The sequence below is a fragment of the Caballeronia sp. LjRoot34 genome (genome assembly GCF_964253815.1).
Taxonomy (GTDB): domain Bacteria; phylum Pseudomonadota; class Gammaproteobacteria; order Burkholderiales; family Burkholderiaceae; genus Caballeronia.
On sequence record NZ_CAXUSB020000002.1, the window covers coordinates 1625545 to 1644605 of the forward strand.

Below are 19061 nucleotides of genomic sequence, written 5' to 3' on the forward strand. Positions count from 1 at the left end.
TCTGGAGCCAGGCGCTATTGAGGCGTCGGCGCATCCTCTCGGATCAGCTCGCGGCGCTTTAGTTCGGTCCAGAACGCCGATGGAATGTCAGTCCGGAAGGTTTGCAGATTGTCTTCCAATTGTGCAACCGTCCGCACGCCCGGGATGTTGGTCGGGATCGCGGGATGGCCCAGAACGAATTGCAGGGCTGCCGCTTTGAGCGGCACCGAGTACTCCCGGCACACCTGTTCGATCTTGCGCACCCGTTCGAGAATCGCTTCTGGCGCAGGCGAATAATTGTACTTCGCACCCGGCAGCGCGCCGGTCGCCAGAATGCCGCTGTTGTAACCGCCACCGAGAATCACCGACACCTGCTTCTCTTCGCACAGTGGCAGAAAACCGTCGAGCGCGTCCTGCTCGAGCAGCGTATAGCGACCCGCCAGCAACAGGCAGTCAAAGTCTTGCCGGCGAATCGCCTCATGCGCGACTTGCCACTCGTTGACACCAATCCCCACGGCCTTCACAACACCCTCGTCACGAAGTTTCAGCAGTGCTTTCGCCGCACCTGTCATCGCTGCCTCGAACATCTCGGGCTGACGCTTCCCGTGTGTAAATACGTCGATGTCGTGAATCAGCGCGATGTCGATATGTTCCAGCGCAAGCCGCTGCAGACTGTCTTCGATCGACCGCATCGTGCCGTCATAGCTGTAGTCGAAGACGCATTCGAACGGCAGCCCGTCAACCCACGGCTCAAAGTTGATCTCGGCGCGCTTGCGGGGTTTCAGAAGGCGTCCAACCTTGGTCGACAGCACATATTGGTCGCGCGGATACCAACGCAGCCCCTGGCCACAGCGTGCCTCACTCAACCCGTGGCCGTACATGGGTGCGGTGTCGAAGTAGCGTACGCCCGCGTCCCATGCTGCCTTGATCAAGGCAGCCGAATCCTCTTCGCTGATAGGCCTGAAGATGTTGCCGATCGGCGCGGCGCCAAAGCCCATTACGGTTGTCTTGAGCCCCGAACGCGGCCATTTACGTTTTGCTACCGGATCCATCCTCGTCTCCTTTGTCGACCAGAGTTAGTGCTTCAGCACCTACTCTGGTCCCATGCAACTGGTTGCTACCATGAGTATAGATATTCGATTCAAGCCTGGTTCACGCGAAGCTCCCGCTTACTTGACCTTCGCCGCAACGGCAAGTTTGCGCACCCCCTCTTGCGGATCCTCGTTCGAATTCATGAAATTCGTTACGACGTCGGTAATCGCGCCAGCAGTAACCGATGACTGAAGTTCGCCGAAGGCCAACGACGGCAGGAATCCCCCCGATTTAATCGTGGCCTGCTCGTCTGCGCGTGATTTCTTGGCGCAGCCATCGAACTTGTCCATGGGCACATCCAGCCGGACGGGAATTGACCCCTTGTAGAGACTGAACTGCTGCTGGAAATCAGGCGACATGATCGTCTTGGCGAGTGCAAGCTGCCCGGGAGTCGCCTCCGTTTTGCCATTCTGCTGAAAGAACACGAACGCATCCACTGTGTACGTGTAGGCATTCGCCGTACCGGGTGCCGCCGCGCAGATATAGTCGACATCGGCCTTCTTGTTCGCATTTGCGAACTCCCCTTTCGCCCAGTCGCCCATGAATTGCATCCCGCCCGAGCCGGAAATAACCATTGCCGTCGCGAGATTCCAGTCACGGCCGGAGTAGCCTTTGTCGAAGTAAGTCCGGATCTTCTGGACGGTCTCGAACACCTGCACCATCTGCGGCGAGGTCAGCGTTTTCTGGTCGAGTTCAACAAGGGCTTTCTTGTAGAAATCAGGTCCCTGAGAAAGCACCACGGTCTCCCAGATCGTCATGTCTTGCCAAGGCTGGCCGCCATGCGCGACGGGCGTGATACCCGCTGCGCGAAACTTGTCGGCGAGCGCAAAAAACTCCGGCCACGTCGTGGGCGCCGACCCGCCGACTTTATCGAGGTCGGCTTTGTTAATCCACAACCAATTGATTCGGTGTACAGAGAATGGCGCAGCGATATAGTGACCCCCTGCCTTCATGGAGCTGTCTATTTGCGCTGGCGAATGCGCTTTCCAGTCGGTAGCGGACTGATCTATATTGACCAATACCCCCTGAGCGGCCCAGTCCTGAATAAGAGGCCCCTTGATCTGCGCGGCCGACGGTGCGTTGCCCGCGATGACCTGGGTCTTCAGCGCCGTCATGGCTGCCGCGCCCGCTCCGCCCGCTATGGCGAAGTCCTTCCACTCGTAGCCCTGTTTGCTCATATCGTCCTTCAGCACCCGGATTGCCTTCGACTCTCCTCCGGAGGTCCACCAGTGCAGTACCGAAAGCTGTTCGGCGCCAAGTACTGCATGTGTTCCAGCCACGAGCAGCGCAACAGCCGCCGCAACCGATGTCAGTGATCGTTTCATTGCAGTCTCCGAAGTTTTAGTTATTGATCGAGCGGCGCATTCACGGCTAGGGCGAACGCGCATGCTCGATTTCATGCGTGACAGACATCTTTGCCGATCTACAGGTCAAACCCAAGTTGCGCCTTGCCGAGCACGGTCAGATCGTCAGCCGTAGCGCGCCCGGTGAAATCCACTTCGAAATGGTCGGTAGGAAAATCGGGCGGGCTCTCACCCTTAAGGAACCTCGGCAACTGACGCTTGAGGTAAGCGTCGTTCTTGGCGCACGCAGGCGCCGAGGCGATGTACATCACGTTGCTGTAACCCGCCCCCCTGTGTTCATCTTCAACAGCATGGATCACATCGCTATGCCAAAACACGGTGTCGCCCGCGTCCATTTTGGGAATCGACGACAGCGCCTCGAACAATGGCGCATGGAATTCCGGCTTGATCGACAGCGCCCGCCCGGGCATGGCGCCGCATAGGTCGTCCTCTGCGACATCGTCCTGAAGCGCGCGCAGCAGGATGTACACCATCGAATTGACGATGGGCACGAGTTGGAGCGTACCGTCGCCTGGGCCTTGCGGCGTCAAGGCAGTCCAGCCCTGGAAGGTGCGGAACATCGAGCACACGGCGGGCGACGCGATCTCCTGCACGTCAGGCCGGAACGCTGCATCGAACGGATCGTAGTCTCGCCAGTTGCCCGCAAACACATGGCGATATACCTTTCGGAAATTGCTTTCGATCCAGCGCTCGACCGACCCGCCGTCGCAATGAGCGGACAAGCCAAGCGACGCGGAGCCCGGCGGCCTGCGACGCAGACGATCGGCATACACAGGCACGCGCTCCGGATCGAAGTGCACGCGCCCTTCGCTTTCATTGCGCCACAGCCGGTTCAGGAACACACGCGCCTCGGTCAGCGCCTCCGATTGACGGGCCAGCACTTGTGGCTTCGACCAATACACGCCGTAGATCTGCGGCTTGCTGGATGCCAACTGGCCAAAGTATTTGTCCTCGGCGCGATTTTCCAGACGCTTGTCGAGATTATTGCGCTCGACATAGTGGGCAATGTCCTTGTCCCAGTTTTGCACCAGCGCGCGGGGGAAGACATTGCGAATCACGCACGCGCCGCGCGCCTTGACGATCGCGATCTGGTCCGCGGTGACACGTTTTTCGGTAATATCGGAAAACTGGATCTCGGGAATGACGGCTTCTCCACGATCGCGCTGCCTGGCAATTCGCTTCGCTTCGGCGCTAATCGCTTCTTCGACTTCGGCGAAAACCGCTCGGTAATTCGGCAACGCCGCGCGCAACTCTTTTTTCGCTTGCCGGATTGCGGCCGGCAAATCGTCAATGATCAACGCCATGATTGTCTCCATTTGATATGCCCGAGCATATGACGTGCGTGCGCGCCTTGGTGATACTATTCAGACAATCTATTTGCGCTTTCAGCCATGAAGCCAGCCTATGAACATGTCGAGTTCGGCGAGGACTGTTCGCTCCGGGTTTACCACCGGCGGCTTCCGCGTATTCCGTTCGAATGGCATCACCATCCGGAGTACGAGTTAACGCTGACGATGAACAGTCATGGCAAGCGTTATATCGGCGACTCTGTCAATGAATACGAGGCGGAGGATCTCGTGCTCGTGCCGCCAGATCTCCCGCACACCTGGGCGTCGAATCGTTCGATCGAGCCATCCTCCCCACAGGTCGCCATCGTTATCTGGTTCAACGGCGATTGGGCGCGGCGTATGGCGGATTGTTGCCCCGAATATGAACCGCTGCGCAAGCTGTTACGCAGGGCTGCGTGTGGGCTGGCCTTCGAGCCGCCTGCTGGTAAATCGATGCACGGCCGCCTGGAGCAATTACTATCAAGCGGGGCGCGCGAGCGCCTTAGCTGCGCCCTCGATATTTTGTGCACGCTCGCCGACGCGCCGGGCCAGCCGCTGGCCTCACCGAGTGCTTTTAACCATCCAACCGCCGGCCCATCGGGTCACGAGCCCGAACGGATCAACCGGGTCCTTTCGATGATCGACGCCCGCTTTGCCGAACCGCTGCGCCTGTCAGAGCTCTGCGCGGCTGCCAGCCTGTCGGAACGCACGCTCGCGCGTTACTTTGTTCAGCATATCGGTGAGAGCGTCGGTCGGTATATCACCCGGGTTCGTATTGGTCACGCGTGCCGAATGCTGGCTGATACCACCCTGCCCGTTGCTGTCATCGCTGCTCGTTCGGGCTTCGCGAATGTCGCCAATTTCAATCGGCAGTTCAGGACCGCGAAGCAAACGACGCCGGCCGAATATCGACGGCTATTCGCCGCCGGCTCTCCGGATAAGGACGCAGCGGTTCGCTTGACCGAACGATCTCCGTCACTTCAAAGGAAGCGGAAATCAGCCGGTGAGCGAAACGACGAAGAGACCGCTTATTAGTATCGACGCCGGCGATATTTTCGTTAATCACATCATGCGCTTTCAAATGGAGGCAGTGAATGGGTTAGAGTCGCCGGGCTATGCGAATTGATGGCCGATGACGAGTAAGCTGAAGAGCGTGGACAAGCTGATCGATCAAGACCACCGCAACATCAAGTCCCGGACGAAGGCCGTGCTTGGCTTCAGGCAGTTCAGGAGCGCCGCAACCAGGATTTCAGGCATCGAGCTGATACATCGCCTATCTCGTGACGCTTAACCTTAAAGACAGCGCTACGCCGACCGTTTGGAATGCGGTCCTCTCGGATCAATAAGCCATCCTATCAAAATTAGCTTCCTCCACAATTTCCGCTATTTGCTACAGAGCCCCGGGGGCGGCTACACTGGCCCGACCGACGCGGCGACCTTTTCAAACACATCGCGCAGGCGCGGGGCGGCGAAGTCAAGAAAGCGGCGCATCTTGAGCGGCATCTGTCCGCGCGAAACATGGACAAGGTTCACAGGCACCGGGTTCGGTTCGAATGCATCGAGGATGATGCGCAGCGCATCCGCCTCGACCGCTTCGGCAACCTGATAGTGCAGTAGCCGCGTTATCCCCACGCCGCGGATCGCGGCTTGTGCTGCAGCCTCCGTCGTCGTCACGGACAGACGCGGCACAACAGGAACATCAAAGGTGGCTCCCGATCCTGGCGCCTTGAAGCGCCAATCGGGCGAAGGCAACGGCGTATCGACGGCGACGCACGGCAGTTTCAGCAGATCGTCCGGGGTCCGAGGCACACCACGCCCGTCCATGAGCGCAGGGCTTGCGCACACCACCGTACGCATAAGGCCAACCTGTGTCGCCACCATCGAGCTATCGGGGAGCTTTCCGACACGCACGGCCATATCAACATGAGCGTCGATCAGATCGATGTTGCGATCAGCCAGCATCAGGCGGACGTTGATTTCGGAAAACAGGGCAAGGAAGTCCGCCACCACGGGCAGGACGTGCAGTCGACCTAACTGAATTGGTGCGGTAATGACAAGTTCGCCCTTTGGCATAGTGAATTCGCCAGCAGCCTCCCGTTCGGCTTCCTCAACTTGTTCGAGAATGCGCCGCGCAGCGGCGACATACGCAATGCCTGCATCCGTCAGCATGAGCTTGCGTGTTGTGCGGATCAGAAGGCGCGTGCCCAGGAGTGTTTCGAGGTCCGTGATTTTCCGGCTCAACGTTGCCAAGGGCACCTTCAAAGCACGTCCTGCTGCCGAAAGGCTTCCGGTCTCGGTCACGGTCACCAGCATCGACATGGCCTCAAAGCGGTCCATCCATCCTCCCATTTTTCGGTGAAATGATTCCCAAGATTACCGGATTATCTATGGAAGTGAAAAGCAGGATGATGTTTCCCAGCCGAACCAATTCCGGTTTGCGCATCCCAAAGGAGAGTCCCCATGTCCCGCATTTCGATTCCAGCCCTTGACGCCGCCCCGGAAGCCTCCAGGCCCACGCTTGATGCCGTTCACAAGCAGCTCGGCGTTGTGCCGAACCTGTTCCGTCTGATCGGCAGCAGCCCCGCCGCGCTCAGCGCCTTTACTGGCTTGCAGGGCGCGCTGTCGAAAACCCTCGACGTGAAGACCCGCGAACGGATCGCGCTGGCCGTCGCCCAAGTAAACGGTTGCGATTACTGCCTGTCAGCTCACACCTATCTCGGTCTGAATCTGGCGAAGATCAGCCCAGAGGAAATCGCGCTGAACCGCAAGGGCGAGTCCGGCGACGCCAAGGCGAACGCGGCCGTCCAGTTCGCCGCCAAGGTGGCGAAGGAGCGCGGCCACGTCAGCGATGGCGATATCAAGGCTGTCCGCGATGCCGGTTTCACCGACGCTCAGGTTGTGGAGATCGTCGCGTTGGTCGCGGAAAACAGCTTCACGAACTACCTCAACGAAGTCGCGAAGACGGAAATTGACTTTCCCGTTGTACGAGCGGCAGAAGCCGCGTGACGCCAATCGGGCCAGGGCGGCGCAGCCCCCGGGCCCGCTTTATTTCCAGCAGCGGAGGTTCGTCATGTCCTATGGCTTTCTCGATGTCGCCGTGACGCCCAGCGTCCGGACCGTGCAGGCCAAGACGGGCGCCGATCGCATGTGGCAGGACTTCAAGGGACACCGCGACTTCGACCGCTTCACGGAGAACGAAGCCGCCTTCATCGCCAATCGCGACAGCTTCTACATGGCGACGGTTTCAGAGACGGGTTGGCCTTATGTTCAGCATCGAGGCGGCCCGCGCGGCTTCCTGAAACTCGTCGATGAACACACGCTTGCCTTTGCCGACTATCGTGGCAATCGTCAATACATCAGCACTGGCAACCTCGCGGCGAATGATCGGGCTTGCCTGTTCCTGATGGACTACGCCCACCGCGCGCGGCTCAAGGTCTATGCGCGGGTGGAAACCCTTGCGCTCGATGACGACCCTGCACTGACCGAACTTGTCACTGTGCCCGACTACCGGGCTAAGCTCGAACGCATCTTCCGGTTGCGTCTGGAAACATTCGATTGGAATTGCCCGCAGCACATCACGCCGCGCTTCACCGAGCAGGAAGTTGCCGAGGTCGTTGGCCCACTTCGCGACCGCCTGGCTCAGCTCAAAACTGAAAACGCAGAGCTACGCGCTCGCCTCGCCAACCCAGGAGATTCCCAATGAACAGTCAGCGTCCAGCGCTGTCCCACGCCCGAGACCGCGGTTAGAAAGGGTAGCGCCCGCTGCCGCATGCATGAGTGGCTGTTTCCTGTGGCACGTAAAGCGGTGATCTGCGCCAGGCGGCAACCCGGAGCGCCCATCGATCGCTACAAAAAGCAGACACGTGACGCACGTGATCAAATTGGCGTTGCTCCAATGCCGCTATTCCGTGTGCGCATTTCAAGTTCCTGCAGCATGGATTGCCCGCGCGGGCTGTTAGCGTCCCGGGCTCACGCGCCTGGTGACGAGTAAGCCTCAACCGCGGAGCGCCAACGTAGCCACAACGAGAGCCGAGAAGATGAGCGCCGGGGCGAGATGTTGAAACGGTTCCCGATTTCGTAGCAATGTGAAGAGCGCGCCAACCATGATCGCGCCGGCCAACGTCAGGCCTAAAACTCTGGTTTGTTGTCCAAAAAGAAGTGCTGCACTGAGCAACTCGAGAGCGCCACAGAGCAACCGAAACCATGCCGGGTAACCCCAGCGCGCGAAGTCGCGCTTCACCGCGCCGCGTCCGGCGAGATTGACTACCCCGGCAACCGCGAACAGAACCGCTACGATCATCGCGAGAATCGATTCGAAAGATCCAGTGTTTAACGCCATCGTCATGCTCCGTTGCCTGGCTGATAGTGCTTCTGCACTGAGAGGTCCGCAATCAGGCCTGGGCTGTGGGGTTCCCACGCAAGAACTCGCCGGGCATGCTGGCCGCTTACCGTCTGGTCGAGCGCCAGTGCGTCAGCGAACGGTCCAAGCGATTTGCGAGCATCGTCGAGCGGCCAGGGTTCGACGCGATCGGCGCCGGCCGAGGCCCGAATCGCTTCACCCATCTCGGCAACGGCAACGGCATCTTCCGAGACCACGTTGAAGATCTGTCCCGCGACTCGACCGTCCCCACTTGCCGCCCGCTCCACCGCGCTCAGGTAGGCCGTGGCGAGATCATCGACGTGGACGGCCGGCCAGTGGTTGCGACCATCGCCGACGATCCTCACACTGCCGATCTGACGGACCATGCCGGCAAGCATGCCGAAGACGCCGCCGCCGTAGCCGTGCACCATCGCCGGCCTGAGGATCACCGCGGCGATCGAGCGGCGTGCTGCCAGCGCCAGCACCTGTTGCTCCACTGCGGGCCGCCAGGCGACAAGTGGTGTCGGATTCAGCGCCGATGCTTCAGTCGCGGCCTCTCCCTCTGTATTGCCGTAGACCCAGGTGCCCGACGTGTAGACAAACGCCGCGCCCGGATGCAAATGCGCAAGCATCGCCTCAGCCGCGGCCTCATCAGCAGTGGCAGCGGAAGCATCGTTGGTCGACGCCATGTGCACCACGCCGTCAGCGGCACCGGCAATCGCAGCAAAAGACTGTGGCTCACGTAAGTCTCCGGAATGCAGTGTCACGCCGAGACTTGCCAGCGCGCTCGCGGCCGCCGAGCTGTCTTCGCGCACCAGCGCCGTCACTTGATGCCCGAGGCTGATTGCTTTGCGCGCGACCGCTTGCCCGATGTAGCCCGTACCACCTGTAATAAATAGTTCCATAGCGTTCTCCTCGATGATTGCCTGCGAAGTTGATAAGTCACACGAACGAGACTAATCAGTCTCGTTTCGACAAATCTAAACGAGACTACCCAGTCTTGTCAACTACTCGATGATCTGTTATTTATCTGGCATGAACACGACCTCTCTCCCCGACCTGAGCCCGCTGCAACGCCGTAAGCGGTCCGCCATCCTCGACGGCGCGAAAACCGTCTTTTTAAGCCAGGGTTTCGGCCTTGCAACGATGGACGATGTCGCCGCGGCCGCGGGCGTCGGCAAACAGACGGTCTACCGCCACTTCAAGTCGAAGGAGGCGCTCTTCGTTGATCTGGTGAGCTCGATGTGCGCTCAGGTGGGTGGATTTCTTGCCGGCGCTCAGGACGAGCAATCCGATGGATCACCCGAAGTCGAGTTGCGCGAGTTGGGATCGGTACTGGCACGAAGCCTTATTACGCTGGACAATCTCCGGCTTTACCGCGCCATCGTTGCCGAAGCCGAGCGTCTTCCGGAACTTGGCCAGGTGTTTTACGAAAATGGTGCAAAGGTCGTGCGTGCCTTCGCCGCAAAAATCTTGCGAAAGCGATTTGACGAATCGACTGCGGCATTGCGGGCAGCGACATTCGTTCAGTTGGTGCTAGGCGACGCGTATCTGGAACTGTCAATTGGCTACACGGTGCCCAATGTTGAAGCGCGCTTCGCGCTGCAGATTGACGAGGCGGTGGCGGCTGCACTTCGCTAAGGAGCCCTGCATAAGAGTCGGGCCACTGCATGCGGAGCGCAGCAGCGGGTAGTGCAGGGAAACGGAATTAGCTAGACTGGGTGCCATTGCAAATCAGAGACTTGCCAACGAATTCGGTCACGTGCCAGATGACGCGGAACCGAATAGATTGGACTTGTCGGATTGTGACGCAAATTTGTTGGACTGGCCGGAGGGTAGGATTGGCCCGTCGTACGCCGGTTGTGAAAGGCTGCGTGCCGCCAAGCGGACCTTCGACGCCGCGATGAAGATCGTGAACAATCTCCGACCGGTTTTAGCTTCTGAAAAGAACCTGGCTTATCTGATGCGCGTGCGATTCGATGCTATGCGCAGGATGATCAAGCATCCTTCTGATCGGTCGGAAACATTGATCGTGGGCGCCAGCAGACACGACCGCCTCCTCGCCCGCTGTGAGCAGACCAAAAACGACATCCCTGACAAAGATGAATGCCCGTTGACGCCTTGGCGTACCATGTTTCACATTATGAATATGACACTATTCGATTACAAACCGCAATCGGGTCAGTCGATATTCGACGCCGTGGTCTTTGCCGCCAAGCGCGCCTTCATCAGCGGCGAGTACCTGCCTGGGCAGGAGTTTCCGTCGGTCAGGGCGCTGGCCGCGGATCTGAAAATTCACCCAAACACGGCCCACAAGATCATCCAGCACCTGATCCACGAAGGTTGGCTGGAGGCGCGGCCGGGGATTGGGACGATCGTTTGTGAGCCGCCCCAGGCGCGTCCGGGCGAAAAGGCGCAGTTGTTGGGGCACGAAGTCGAGGCACTGGTGGTTGGCGCGCGTCGCGTCGGCCTGACGCAGGCGGAATTGCTCGACGCCATCATTGAGCGTTGGAACCGGATCGATATAGCGAGGGGAATACAAAATGATCATTGAGGCCCGGAATATCGAGAAGCGCTTCGGCCGGGACGAGGCGCTCAGCGGTCTGAGTTTTTCGGTCGCGGAGGGGAGCGTCTATGCGTTGATTGGAGCCAATGGCGCCGGCAAAACGACCACGATTAAGATGATGATGAACATCTTGACGCCGACGCGGGGTGATCTCACCTTGATGGGGACGCCATCACGTGAACTCACAAGCTGCCACCTTAGCCAGATCGGCTACGTCTCGGAGAGCCAGGTGCTTCCAGGGCAAATGACCGTGGGTGCCTATCTTAATTACCTGAGACCGTTCTATTCGAACTGGGACGAAGCGCTCGAAAAGGCCATGTTGAGGCGGTTCAAACTGCCGATGGAGCGTAAAATCCGCGCCCTTTCACATGGTATGCGTATCAAGGTCGCGCTTGTTGCCGCCCTGGCCTTCAAACCAAAGCTGCTGGTGCTCGATGAGCCGTTCAACGGCCTGGACTCGCTGGTGCGCGACGACCTGATCGAAAGCGTGCTGAGCCATGCCGAAGGCCTCACGATCTTCATCTCATCGCACGACCTGAACGAAATCGAGGGTTTCGTTAGCGACGTCGGTTTTCTCAACCAGGGCCGCCTGTTGTTCGAAAATTCGATCGAGTTCTTGAACGCGCGCGTCCGCTCGATTCGCGTCACGTTGCAATCAACGGTCCGTCCTCCCGGTACCTGGCCCGGAGCGTGGATCGATCCCGGCACCTCGGGCAATGTCCTAAGTTTTGTGCATACGGCGTTCACTGAAGACCGGCTGGCATCTGAAATCGCCACCGCATTCGGCGACGTCAAATTCGTTCAGGCCGAGCCAATGGACTTAAGGTCGATATTCACCGCGTTTGCGCGGGCCGAACAAATGAAGGGGGGATGATATGTGGCTGCATATTTTGAAAAAAGATCTGAAACTGCATTGGCCGTACGTAGCAGTGGTAATGGCTCTGAAAGTCGCGGCGACCTGGACGATCCTGCAACTGGGGATGTTCTCCTGGCAACCGCAATTGGCGGTGTTGCACGCGTTCATCGATCTGGCGTTCGCTGGAGCGGCGGGCTTCGCAATCATTGTGGTCGTACATAGTGACCCCGTTGTGTCGAACAATGACGACTGGCTGATCCGGCCGATCCGTCGAAGCGACCTCGCGCTAGATAAACTTGGTTTCGCCGCGCTCGTGACCCTAATGCCGACCTTCGTTTTCGACCTTGGCGTCGGCCTGATGCATGGGTTAGATGTGCTGCCGGCGATGGGCGCGGCGACCTATACAGCTCTCGTCACATTCATCGGCGTCGGTCTGCCCGCATTAGCCGTCGGCACGATCACGGCTAGCTGGCATCAGGCCGCAGGCATCGTTTTCGCCATCGTTCTAACATGGATTGCTGGCATCTTAACGATCAATTACCAGACGGCTGACCTCGACAACTGGCCTTTCCAACTGGCGCTCAAGGCTATCCTTGTCTTTGCGGCCGCACTCGTTCTCGGCCTACAATACGGCCGCCGAAACACGGCAACTTCGCGTGGGGTCTTCGCCGTGGCGGCGATTTGTGCGCTCGCGGTGACGTTCACGCCGAGAACAACCGGCTATCAGATTCAACGCGTCATTGATGATGGCAAAGTGGCGGCGGCCGGCCCGATCCGCCTGTCGTTCGATGACCAGTCCAAGGCGAAAGTGATCGGCAAGGCCCTGCAGTACATGGTCCCCGTGATCTACGTTCCGCTTAAGGTGGTGGTCGACCCGGACCGTATAGTCACTATCAATTACGTCGATCTAAGTATCGTGAGCGGCGACGGCAAGCCGTTATATCGCGGCGCCGTATCGCTCGTGCCGCGCTACCTGCGCAACCAGGTCAGCAACGTCCTGGGTGATACCTTCGACAGCGCAAGCAATGGCCACAAGTCGAACTATCAAGCGGTCAATCTGCCGCCGGACGTATACGCGAAATTCAAGGATACGCCGGGGCGGTTGTCTCTGACCTATCAACTGAGCTCCTACGCCCCAGCAGGGGTTATTAAAGCCCCGCTGCCTTTGGGCGCCCGGCAGAAGGTTGCCGGTTTCGGCGTATGCGAAACGCGGCTCAATCCCAGCGATGACCGGTTCGTCGAACTCTATTGTTTCCCGGCCACGGATAGTTCAAATTGCATTTCAGCAACGGTGCTCGATCTCGCCGGTGCTTCGATCGGCGCGCCGCAAACACGATGTTCGACAACATTTAAGCAGTGGCGCCTCAATACGAAGGCTCTGACGGACCCCGGCCAGTTGGTGGTGACACTCCCTGCGGCGAACGGTGCCGGTACCCGGCCGCTTACCCTTACGAGCTATAAGGTAGCTAGTCACTTCACGCAGACAGTTATCCTTCCCCAGGTGAGGCTTATGGATTTGACGGCAGCCGCCAGGTCGTGATGCCGGGCACCTTCCATGGAATGTCGTTGGCCGCACCGATCACTCGATTTTTCGCCGTCGCAGCGATTATTGAAATCGTCTTGCCATTCAACATTCGCTCATCTCGCTTTTGGGTTGTGAGACTATTCTAATGACTACAAAAGTAGTCGGCGGCGAGTGGCGGCTATGGAGGAAGCCGAAGGGCTGATGTACGCCGGGCCCCACCAACAAGTATCAGGCGCAAGCCGCCATGAAAGGACTTCGACGGCACTGACTACGTCGTCGACAATTGATCGCCATTTCGCCAGCGATATCGTACCCATGTTAATAAGAAGAGCCTTCACCACGTTTCTCTGCATCGCTTTGTTCGCGGGCGGCACAGCAGCTTCAGAGCAGTCGCAGAGGCCACCAGGACCGGTAATGATGGTTCATTTCGATTACTACCCTAGGGACCGGCCGCAAATTCGCGTTCTGGAACATCGGCTAGAAAGCGCGATAAAGCGTGCGGGTGCTGGCGAACTTGGTGAGACGGAGTTTCATGTTGACGGCAATGATGGCTATTTGTATATGTACGGCCCCGATCCCGATCGACTCTATGAGGTGACGGGGCCAGTCCTGAAGTCATCCAAATTGATGACCGACGCCGAAGTCACGAAGCACTATGGTTCCCGCACGGAAAGGTTCGTGATACACCTAGACGGCGTGCGATAACGACGCAATTTCCGAACTTGCGCACATCGTTCAGCGGGAGTTCCAATTCGAATTTCGTATTGACGCTTCGCGCACCAATCGGTCGCGACCGTCCGCTACCGAGAACGTTGAAAGGCCGCTGTGGGTCGTCAAGCGCCTCTCATTATCTCGAACCACCGCTTTCTGCGTCGTCCTCGCCTGGTCGGCAGTCAGCCGACTGAGGCCTTCTACGCCCGCGCCTCGGCCAGCCGCACGTAGAAACTTCTGCGACGACGACCAATTCCGGGAAATCCAATCAATTCAGTACTTTCGTGTCTAGATAACTGCGTGCCAGTCTAAGTAATTCCGTTTACCGACAGTCGCGCACCGGTTTCCATATGATCCAGGCGCGTTTCTAAAATTGTGAGTGTCGCAATGAGGACGCGCGACATCTCTGAATGAAAGTGTTGGCGCCAGGCACTGCAGCGCGGTGCAGTCGCACGTGCTGCCGGAGAAGTGGGTTACTTGGGCGGCGGCAGCGAAGGGTCGAGCCTGGCCGAATTCCTGACAAACTGATCCGTCATCGCGGCCGCGACCGGGTTTGAGCCCGTGCCTGGCTTCGAGCCGCGTTGGTCCATGGCGGCGCGAGCGGCGGACATATCCGGCGGAGGCAACGATGGATCGAGCTTCGCCGATTCCCGGACCAGTTCATCCGTTTCCAGTGTCGCGCCTTGAGTCGTCATAGCGTGACGATTCAGACCGTCTCGTCCACGCTGGCCGCGCTGCGCCGAGACCACCTTCGGCGCACCTGAGTCCTGCACGTTCACCGACGCGACTACCGTCGACGGCGCCTTCTTCGGTTGTGCCTCCGGTCTCGGTTGCCCGGTGACTTGTGCGGCGGCCGGACTGGATGCGAGCACGGCCGTCTTAGGCACGGGTGCTACTGCCGGAGCGGGAACCACCGGCGGCTGCGCGATGGCTGTGCTTTGCGTGATTGCCCCGGATGGCGTCGACTGGCCGATGCTGCCTTCTGTCACGTGATCGCTGGCGAGCGAATCGACGACAGGAGTGCGTGCGGATTCATCCATGGCGGCCGTGGCTTCTGCCATTGCACGGTGGTCTGCCTGAAGGAACATCAGGTACGTGGTCCCTGCCGCACCGACCAGGAGCCCTCCAATAATCATCAAAATATTTCGGGTGTTCATCATACTTACCGATGGTCCTGCAAACGATATGAGCCAATCATGATAAACGACTGATCGCGGATTTCATCAGACCAATCCAGCAATGGCAGACCTGACGAACAGGAATAGGCGGGCGATAAGCGACGGTCAAATGCCTTCAAAGACGCGCGCACGTATGACCGCAACCGCGCGGCTGGAACCGCAGCCCTATCTATGTATGGGTCCATCTGAATTCAAACCTGACATCGCTTGACGAACTAAGCCACGACGTTCGAAGCGTGCCGATCGACGCTATCGAGGTTGCTGGCTGATGCGGCGATGATCGATGTCATGGAAGCGGTTAGCCCGGCGGGTAGCCTGGCAGGCACGGGTATCAAGCCTGAGTGACTTACGCCTGATGCGACGAACGAAATTTTCTTATTGCGACAGAGCCCGATTACGCCCTTCGCGTTTGGCCTTTAGCAAAAGGGCATCCGCACGCTGGAGTGTGTCCTCCCATTCCTCCCCGGCGCGATGTTCGGCTACCCCGATGCTAACGGTGATGGAAACAGCCCGTCCCTCGACGTTCATGGAATGATCTGGAATCCCTTGGCAGATTCTGCCGATCACGCCCAACGCACTGTCTTGCGTAGATTTTGGCAGCAACACCAGGAACTCCTCTCCTCCCCACCGGCCGCACACGTCGTACTCGCGCATCTGGCTCTTCATGAAGTGAGCGACCTCTTGCAGTACGGCGTCACCGGCTTCATGGCCGTACGTATCATTGACTTGCTTGAAATGGTCCACATCGACGATGGCCAGCACGAATGGCTCACGATGCCGGTTAGCGCGCTCGACTTCTCCCTTGAGCCTTTCCATTAACAGCCGCCGGTTCGGCAGGCCCGTGAGTGGATCGTGCGTGGACGCCTCTTTCAGCGCCAGATTCAGCTCGACCATCATTTGCTGATACCGGTCGGAAATCCGGGCGACCTTTTGCAATTGGCGCAGTTGCTTTTCAAAACGCGCGACGAGTCCGTTGTCCTGTTCCCGTGCCACGCTTTGATAAGCGTCCGACACCCTTGTGATCCGCTCGAGCCGAGTAAGCTGCTCGCCGTAGTGCTGCCAGAGTTGCGCGAGCATTTCGCTCAGGTCGGACGGCGTATCGGCAGACTTCGCCAGGAGCGACTGGACCCGCTCCTCCAACGCAAGATGATGACGTTTGATCACGCCGTCCGTCTTATTCATGACTAACGATCAGGAACGGGAAAGTGCAGTCTTCCTTGAACTCCTCTGCCAGTTCGGCAAGCCGTTCGTTGCGCTTGTCATAGTGCCATTTGACCGAAACAGCGCTTCCTTTCACGTGCGCGTCTTCCAGCAGGTCGAAGATGTCCATCATCGCCTTGATGCTGCTGGTGTTGAGATAGAGCAGTTGCAATTCCAGGCGAAGCGAGTCGGCAGAATGGGCCAGGTAATCCTCGACCCACTGGATGATTTCGCCGAATAGCTCGAACGCATTCTCCGGATAAGAATCCCCTTGCATCTTCAGTACGCCTGCCTGCCAGTCGGCCTGTATGGCCGGAGTGGACTGGCTTGCGGGAACATTGATATTCTTCACGATTCGGTGCCCGATAGTATTCAGATTACCGCGCGCAGGCTAAAGAACGCGCGATCGTCGCCATGCTCAATCAGAGCAGCCTGGAGCGGCTCGCTAGCCTTTCTTGCGATTTCCAATAAGCCCAGACCGGCCCCGCCAGTAAGCACCGGGTCTCTCGGCTTGCGCAGTTGTTCCTTGTAAACAGCTTTCAGTGCGGCTTTATCCAGCGTGGCAAGCGCGTTGATACGGCTCATCACTGCGTGTCCGTCGCCCACCTCGACCAGATTGCCCGCCGAGACAATATAGCGGCCGCTCTCGTCGCGCGAGATCACCACGGTGGCGGCGGTTTCCGCCTCTGCGTAGCCGTGGCGTGCCACGTAGTGCCGGATATTCTGGGTCATTTCAATATAAGCTGCGAAAACATCCATGGCCGCAGCCGGGAGCGCCTGGTCGGCCGACAGGTAGTTCTTCAACGCATTGCCGATCTCCTCGATCAGGCTGCGTGAAATCGGCCCGTTGAAGCACAGCATGATGCGCTCGCGATCGAAGTTCTCGCGCAACGCATAAAGATCTGGGGAGTACATGGAGGCCCCGGCGTAGGTGGATGTAGTCATATTGGACGGAACGACACCATGGTTATGTCGTCGCGTTGCGACTGGTTGCCCTGGTAGCGGGCAAGGGTATCGGCGAACGCATCGGGTTGCTCTGTCAGGGGAAGGTCCGCATGGGCCACCAGCGCCTGCTTGAAGCGTTCGTTGCCAAAGCAAAAACCGTCGACCCCGCCAGCCTGGTCCAGATAACCATCGGTCACGAGATAGTAAGTACGCCCCGCCTTGAGCGAAAGCCCTGTATTGGCGAACTCACCCATGCGCTTGTGAGCCAGTGGACGCCGGGCTCCCTTGATCTCTTCGACCCGGCCGTCATCGCAGATATAGAGCGACATTTTTGCACCCGAAAAGGCCATATGCCCCGCCGCACGATCGACATAGATGAGCGCGGCGTCCGCATGCGTTGCCAGCGCGCTGTCGAGATGTGAAGCGCTCAACATGGCGCGCAGCGCCGTATCGGTACGGCCCAGGATGGCGGCCGGATCATGCAGCCCCACTTCCGCAATGGCGTGACTGATCGCGGCGTGAGCCAGCATCGTCATGAGTGCGCCGGGTACGCCATGACCCGCGCAATCCACGACCCCTATCAGGAAATTATCACCGTCCTGATGGAAAACATAAAAGTCACCCCCCACTACATCGCGCGGTTTCCAGAGCACGAAATAGTTCGCACCAAAAAAGCGGGCAAGCTGCCGATGCGGCAAAACGGCAGTCTGTATCAGGCCTGCATAATCGATGGAGTCAGCGATTTTTTTGTGAGTCGCCGCCATCTCAAGGTTGGCCGCCGCCAGCGTCGCGGTGTGGCGCTCGACTGCTGCGGCCATGCCATTGAATCCCCTTGCCAGTATGGACAGCTCGTCATTACCTGTCTCCCGGTTGCGCACGCCGTATTTGCCCGTGGTGACATGTTCCATATTCCCGACCAGTTGATAGACCGGATTGACGATTCGCCTGCGAATATAAAATCCGAATGAAACCATGCCAATAACAGCAGCGCTCACGACAAAAAGCGCCAGGCGGACATACATGAGCTGACGTCGCTCCAGGTTTTGCAGTGCGTTGGCGGTACGGGCGTCCACAGCGGCCAGAAAAGTCTGGATTGGCGCCATGATGCTCGCCTTTTCGACTTGGTACGACTCGCCATAAAGGAGCGAACGCGCATAGCCCGGATCTGGCGTTCGCCTGATCGTCAGGTTGCCGGCGGAATCCATGAACTGACCCTCCATGGCGGCGAAGGCCTCTTTCTCCATGTTGACGAGTTTGTCCGAGCGCGACTGGGATTGTTGAAGCAAATCGAATTCGTGTGCGGTGAAACCGGCGCGGCGCATGAGTTCCTTGAGCGGCACCGCTCGTGCGCCCGGAAGGTGCGGGTCGTGAGGCAGCCACCAATAAGTGCTGGTGTAGTCGGCCGGCCGGGGTCTTTTCCCATTACGGATATCGAGGATCTCGAAGTACTGACTTTCGTAAAGCCGGTTTCCCGTTGAAATATACGTGCTCGCCATGCGCGTCAGGTCGTCGGAGCTTTGCCGCAATTCATCCGCCAGCTTGAACGACTCGAATCGCCTTTCCTGGCCGCGGATCGTGTCGTGCTCGACGTCGAGGATCTGGTACAGGATAAATAGAAGCAGCAGCAACAGAACGCTCAGCGTGGCCGTCGCAATGGTCGTGAGAGTTTTGATTTTCATGGCGGTCCGCCTGCACTTCTTCGTTTGTCCTGGAGTGGCCAGTGCCGGCGAAAATAATCTCGTGGGACGAGACCGACGCTGATTCACAGCGGCTGCATGCCATTCCCACAAGAACATTACGGCATCCGGCCATCGTTCTTGAGGGAAACGGACAAATCACAAAGTTGGTGCAAGATCGAATGAGGCGTCAAGAATGGTGCCCAAGGCCGACTGGCGCATGGGGCGTTTTTTTGACCGACTTTGCCGAATCAACGAATAAAGCATAGAGTCAGCGAGAC

Annotated in this window: 19 protein-coding genes and 1 pseudogene; 9 read left to right on the forward strand and 11 right to left on the reverse strand. The window is 58.6% G+C overall.

The genetic code is table 11. The features are described 5' to 3' along the window. Positions 1 to 14: 14 nt before the first annotated feature. From ACSQ36_RS26895 to ACSQ36_RS26905, 3 genes are all read right to left on the reverse strand, one after another. Positions 15 to 1031 (reverse strand): aldo/keto reductase, encoded by a 1017-nt coding sequence (locus ACSQ36_RS26895; RefSeq protein ID WP_436184312.1) that lies wholly within the window; start codon positions 1029 to 1031, stop codon positions 15 to 17. 117 nt (positions 1032 to 1148) lie between these two features. Next, complete coding sequence (locus ACSQ36_RS26900) at positions 1149 to 2396, reverse strand: ABC transporter substrate-binding protein (RefSeq protein WP_436184313.1); 1248 nt, start codon at positions 2394 to 2396, stop codon at positions 1149 to 1151. A gap of 98 nt (positions 2397 to 2494) precedes the next feature. Then, positions 2495 to 3739, reverse strand: a complete 1245-nt coding sequence (locus ACSQ36_RS26905) for a DUF1479 domain-containing protein (protein WP_213768834.1) — start codon at positions 3737 to 3739, stop codon at positions 2495 to 2497. Positions 3740 to 3826: 87 nt separating this feature from the next. Between ACSQ36_RS26905 and ACSQ36_RS26910 the strand changes: the two genes are divergently transcribed. Next, positions 3827 to 4798, forward strand: coding sequence for a helix-turn-helix domain-containing protein (locus ACSQ36_RS26910; RefSeq protein WP_436184314.1), 972 nt, complete (start codon positions 3827 to 3829; stop codon positions 4796 to 4798). 112 nt (positions 4799 to 4910) lie between these two features. Then, positions 4911 to 5109: pseudogene (locus tag ACSQ36_RS26915) on the forward strand (IS6 family transposase); the annotation flags it as partial. A gap of 64 nt (positions 5110 to 5173) precedes the next feature. Here ACSQ36_RS26915 and ACSQ36_RS26920 read toward each other — a convergent pair. Continuing rightward, positions 5174 to 6112, reverse strand: coding sequence for a LysR family transcriptional regulator (locus ACSQ36_RS26920; RefSeq protein ID WP_436184315.1), 939 nt, complete (start codon positions 6110 to 6112; stop codon positions 5174 to 5176). A gap of 111 nt (positions 6113 to 6223) precedes the next feature. Here ACSQ36_RS26920 and ACSQ36_RS26925 point away from each other — a divergent pair, with 111 nt between their 5' ends. Both ACSQ36_RS26925 and ACSQ36_RS26930 read left to right on the forward strand, forming a co-directional pair. After that, positions 6224 to 6769: a carboxymuconolactone decarboxylase family protein gene (locus ACSQ36_RS26925; protein WP_436184316.1), complete on the forward strand. Its 546-nt coding sequence runs from the start codon at positions 6224 to 6226 to the stop codon at positions 6767 to 6769. Continuing rightward, a complete protein-coding gene (locus ACSQ36_RS26930; protein ID WP_436184317.1) occupies positions 6732 to 7466 on the forward strand; it encodes a pyridoxamine 5'-phosphate oxidase family protein in 735 nt (244 codons plus the stop codon). The genes ACSQ36_RS26925 and ACSQ36_RS26930 overlap by 38 nt, the downstream gene beginning before the upstream one ends. A gap of 291 nt (positions 7467 to 7757) precedes the next feature. Here ACSQ36_RS26930 and ACSQ36_RS26935 read toward each other — a convergent pair whose 3' ends face one another. Then, positions 7758 to 8102, reverse strand: coding sequence for a DoxX family protein (locus tag ACSQ36_RS26935; RefSeq protein ID WP_436184318.1), 345 nt, complete (start codon positions 8100 to 8102; stop codon positions 7758 to 7760). A gap of 2 nt (positions 8103 to 8104) precedes the next feature. Continuing rightward, a complete protein-coding gene (locus tag ACSQ36_RS26940) occupies positions 8105 to 9028 on the reverse strand; it encodes an NAD-dependent epimerase/dehydratase family protein (protein WP_436184319.1) in 924 nt (307 codons plus the stop codon). A gap of 130 nt (positions 9029 to 9158) precedes the next feature. Here ACSQ36_RS26940 and ACSQ36_RS26945 point away from each other — a divergent pair, with 130 nt between their 5' ends. From ACSQ36_RS26945 to ACSQ36_RS26965, 5 genes are all read left to right on the forward strand, one after another. Further along, positions 9159 to 9764, forward strand: coding sequence for a TetR/AcrR family transcriptional regulator (locus ACSQ36_RS26945; protein ID WP_436184320.1), 606 nt, complete (start codon positions 9159 to 9161; stop codon positions 9762 to 9764). Positions 9765 to 10026: 262 nt separating this feature from the next. Then, entirely contained in the window at positions 10027 to 10677 is a 651-nt protein-coding gene (locus ACSQ36_RS26950) for a GntR family transcriptional regulator (RefSeq protein ID WP_436184321.1), read from the forward strand. Then, positions 10667 to 11563 (forward strand): ABC transporter ATP-binding protein, encoded by an 897-nt coding sequence (locus tag ACSQ36_RS26955; protein WP_436184322.1) that lies wholly within the window; start codon positions 10667 to 10669, stop codon positions 11561 to 11563. The genes ACSQ36_RS26950 and ACSQ36_RS26955 overlap by 11 nt, the downstream gene beginning before the upstream one ends. Before the next feature lies 1 nt (position 11564). Then, positions 11565 to 13085 carry a hypothetical protein gene (locus tag ACSQ36_RS26960; protein ID WP_436184323.1) on the forward strand — a complete coding sequence of 507 codons (1521 nt, stop codon included), beginning with the start codon at positions 11565 to 11567 and terminating at the stop codon, positions 13083 to 13085. A 165-nt stretch (positions 13086 to 13250) separates the two neighbouring features. Beyond that, positions 13251 to 13775, forward strand: coding sequence for a hypothetical protein (locus ACSQ36_RS26965; RefSeq protein WP_436184324.1), 525 nt, complete (start codon positions 13251 to 13253; stop codon positions 13773 to 13775). 479 nt (positions 13776 to 14254) lie between these two features. On the opposite strand, the gene ACSQ36_RS26970 is transcribed toward ACSQ36_RS26965, so the two are convergent. The 5 genes from ACSQ36_RS26970 to ACSQ36_RS26990 form a co-directional block, all read right to left on the reverse strand. Next, positions 14255 to 14941, reverse strand: coding sequence for a hypothetical protein (locus ACSQ36_RS26970; protein ID WP_436184325.1), 687 nt, complete (start codon positions 14939 to 14941; stop codon positions 14255 to 14257). 393 nt (positions 14942 to 15334) lie between these two features. After that, complete coding sequence (gene siaD, locus ACSQ36_RS26975) at positions 15335 to 16141, reverse strand: biofilm regulation diguanylate cyclase SiaD (RefSeq protein ID WP_436184326.1); 807 nt, start codon at positions 16139 to 16141, stop codon at positions 15335 to 15337. After that, on the reverse strand, positions 16134 to 16511 hold the full coding sequence (gene siaC / locus ACSQ36_RS26980) for a biofilm regulation phosphoprotein SiaC (RefSeq protein ID WP_213768848.1): 378 nt from the start codon (positions 16509 to 16511) through the stop codon (positions 16134 to 16136). The genes siaD and siaC overlap by 8 nt, the downstream gene beginning before the upstream one ends. Positions 16512 to 16531: 20 nt before the next feature. Continuing rightward, positions 16532 to 17074 carry a biofilm regulation protein kinase SiaB gene (siaB, locus tag ACSQ36_RS26985; protein ID WP_436184327.1) on the reverse strand — a complete coding sequence of 181 codons (543 nt, stop codon included), beginning with the start codon at positions 17072 to 17074 and terminating at the stop codon, positions 16532 to 16534. A gap of 26 nt (positions 17075 to 17100) precedes the next feature. Then, on the reverse strand, positions 17101 to 18783 hold the full coding sequence (locus tag ACSQ36_RS26990) for a SpoIIE family protein phosphatase (RefSeq protein WP_213768849.1): 1683 nt from the start codon (positions 18781 to 18783) through the stop codon (positions 17101 to 17103). Positions 18784 to 19061 lie beyond the last annotated feature (278 nt).

Bases quoted from the DNA above. Each gene is read 5' to 3' on its own strand.
- ACSQ36_RS26935 (WP_436184318.1), bottom strand. From the start codon at position 8,102: ATGGCGTTAAACACTGGATCTTTCGAATCGATTCTCGCGATGATCGTA.
- ACSQ36_RS26965 (WP_436184324.1), top strand. From the start codon at position 13,251: ATGGAGGAAGCCGAAGGGCTGATGTACGCCGGGCCCCACCAACAAGTA.
- siaB (WP_436184327.1), bottom strand. From the start codon at position 17,074: ATGTACTCCCCAGATCTTTATGCGTTGCGCGAGAACTTCGATCGCGAG.
- ACSQ36_RS26950 (WP_436184321.1), top strand. From the start codon at position 10,027: ATGAAGATCGTGAACAATCTCCGACCGGTTTTAGCTTCTGAAAAGAAC.
- ACSQ36_RS26910 (WP_436184314.1), top strand. From the start codon at position 3,827: ATGAAGCCAGCCTATGAACATGTCGAGTTCGGCGAGGACTGTTCGCTC.
- ACSQ36_RS26945 (WP_436184320.1), top strand. From the start codon at position 9,159: ATGAACACGACCTCTCTCCCCGACCTGAGCCCGCTGCAACGCCGTAAG.
- ACSQ36_RS26895 (WP_436184312.1), bottom strand. From the start codon at position 1,031: ATGGATCCGGTAGCAAAACGTAAATGGCCGCGTTCGGGGCTCAAGACA.
- ACSQ36_RS26940 (WP_436184319.1), bottom strand. From the start codon at position 9,028: ATGGAACTATTTATTACAGGTGGTACGGGCTACATCGGGCAAGCGGTC.
- ACSQ36_RS26900 (WP_436184313.1), bottom strand. From the start codon at position 2,396: ATGAAACGATCACTGACATCGGTTGCGGCGGCTGTTGCGCTGCTCGTG.
- ACSQ36_RS26960 (WP_436184323.1), top strand. From the start codon at position 11,565: ATGTGGCTGCATATTTTGAAAAAAGATCTGAAACTGCATTGGCCGTAC.
- ACSQ36_RS26905 (WP_213768834.1), bottom strand. From the start codon at position 3,739: ATGGCGTTGATCATTGACGATTTGCCGGCCGCAATCCGGCAAGCGAAA.
- ACSQ36_RS26925 (WP_436184316.1), top strand. From the start codon at position 6,224: ATGTCCCGCATTTCGATTCCAGCCCTTGACGCCGCCCCGGAAGCCTCC.
- ACSQ36_RS26990 (WP_213768849.1), bottom strand. From the start codon at position 18,783: ATGAAAATCAAAACTCTCACGACCATTGCGACGGCCACGCTGAGCGTT.
- ACSQ36_RS26970 (WP_436184325.1), bottom strand. From the start codon at position 14,941: ATGATGAACACCCGAAATATTTTGATGATTATTGGAGGGCTCCTGGTC.
- ACSQ36_RS26955 (WP_436184322.1), top strand. From the start codon at position 10,667: ATGATCATTGAGGCCCGGAATATCGAGAAGCGCTTCGGCCGGGACGAG.
- siaD (WP_436184326.1), bottom strand. From the start codon at position 16,141: ATGAATAAGACGGACGGCGTGATCAAACGTCATCATCTTGCGTTGGAG.
- ACSQ36_RS26920 (WP_436184315.1), bottom strand. From the start codon at position 6,112: ATGGGAGGATGGATGGACCGCTTTGAGGCCATGTCGATGCTGGTGACC.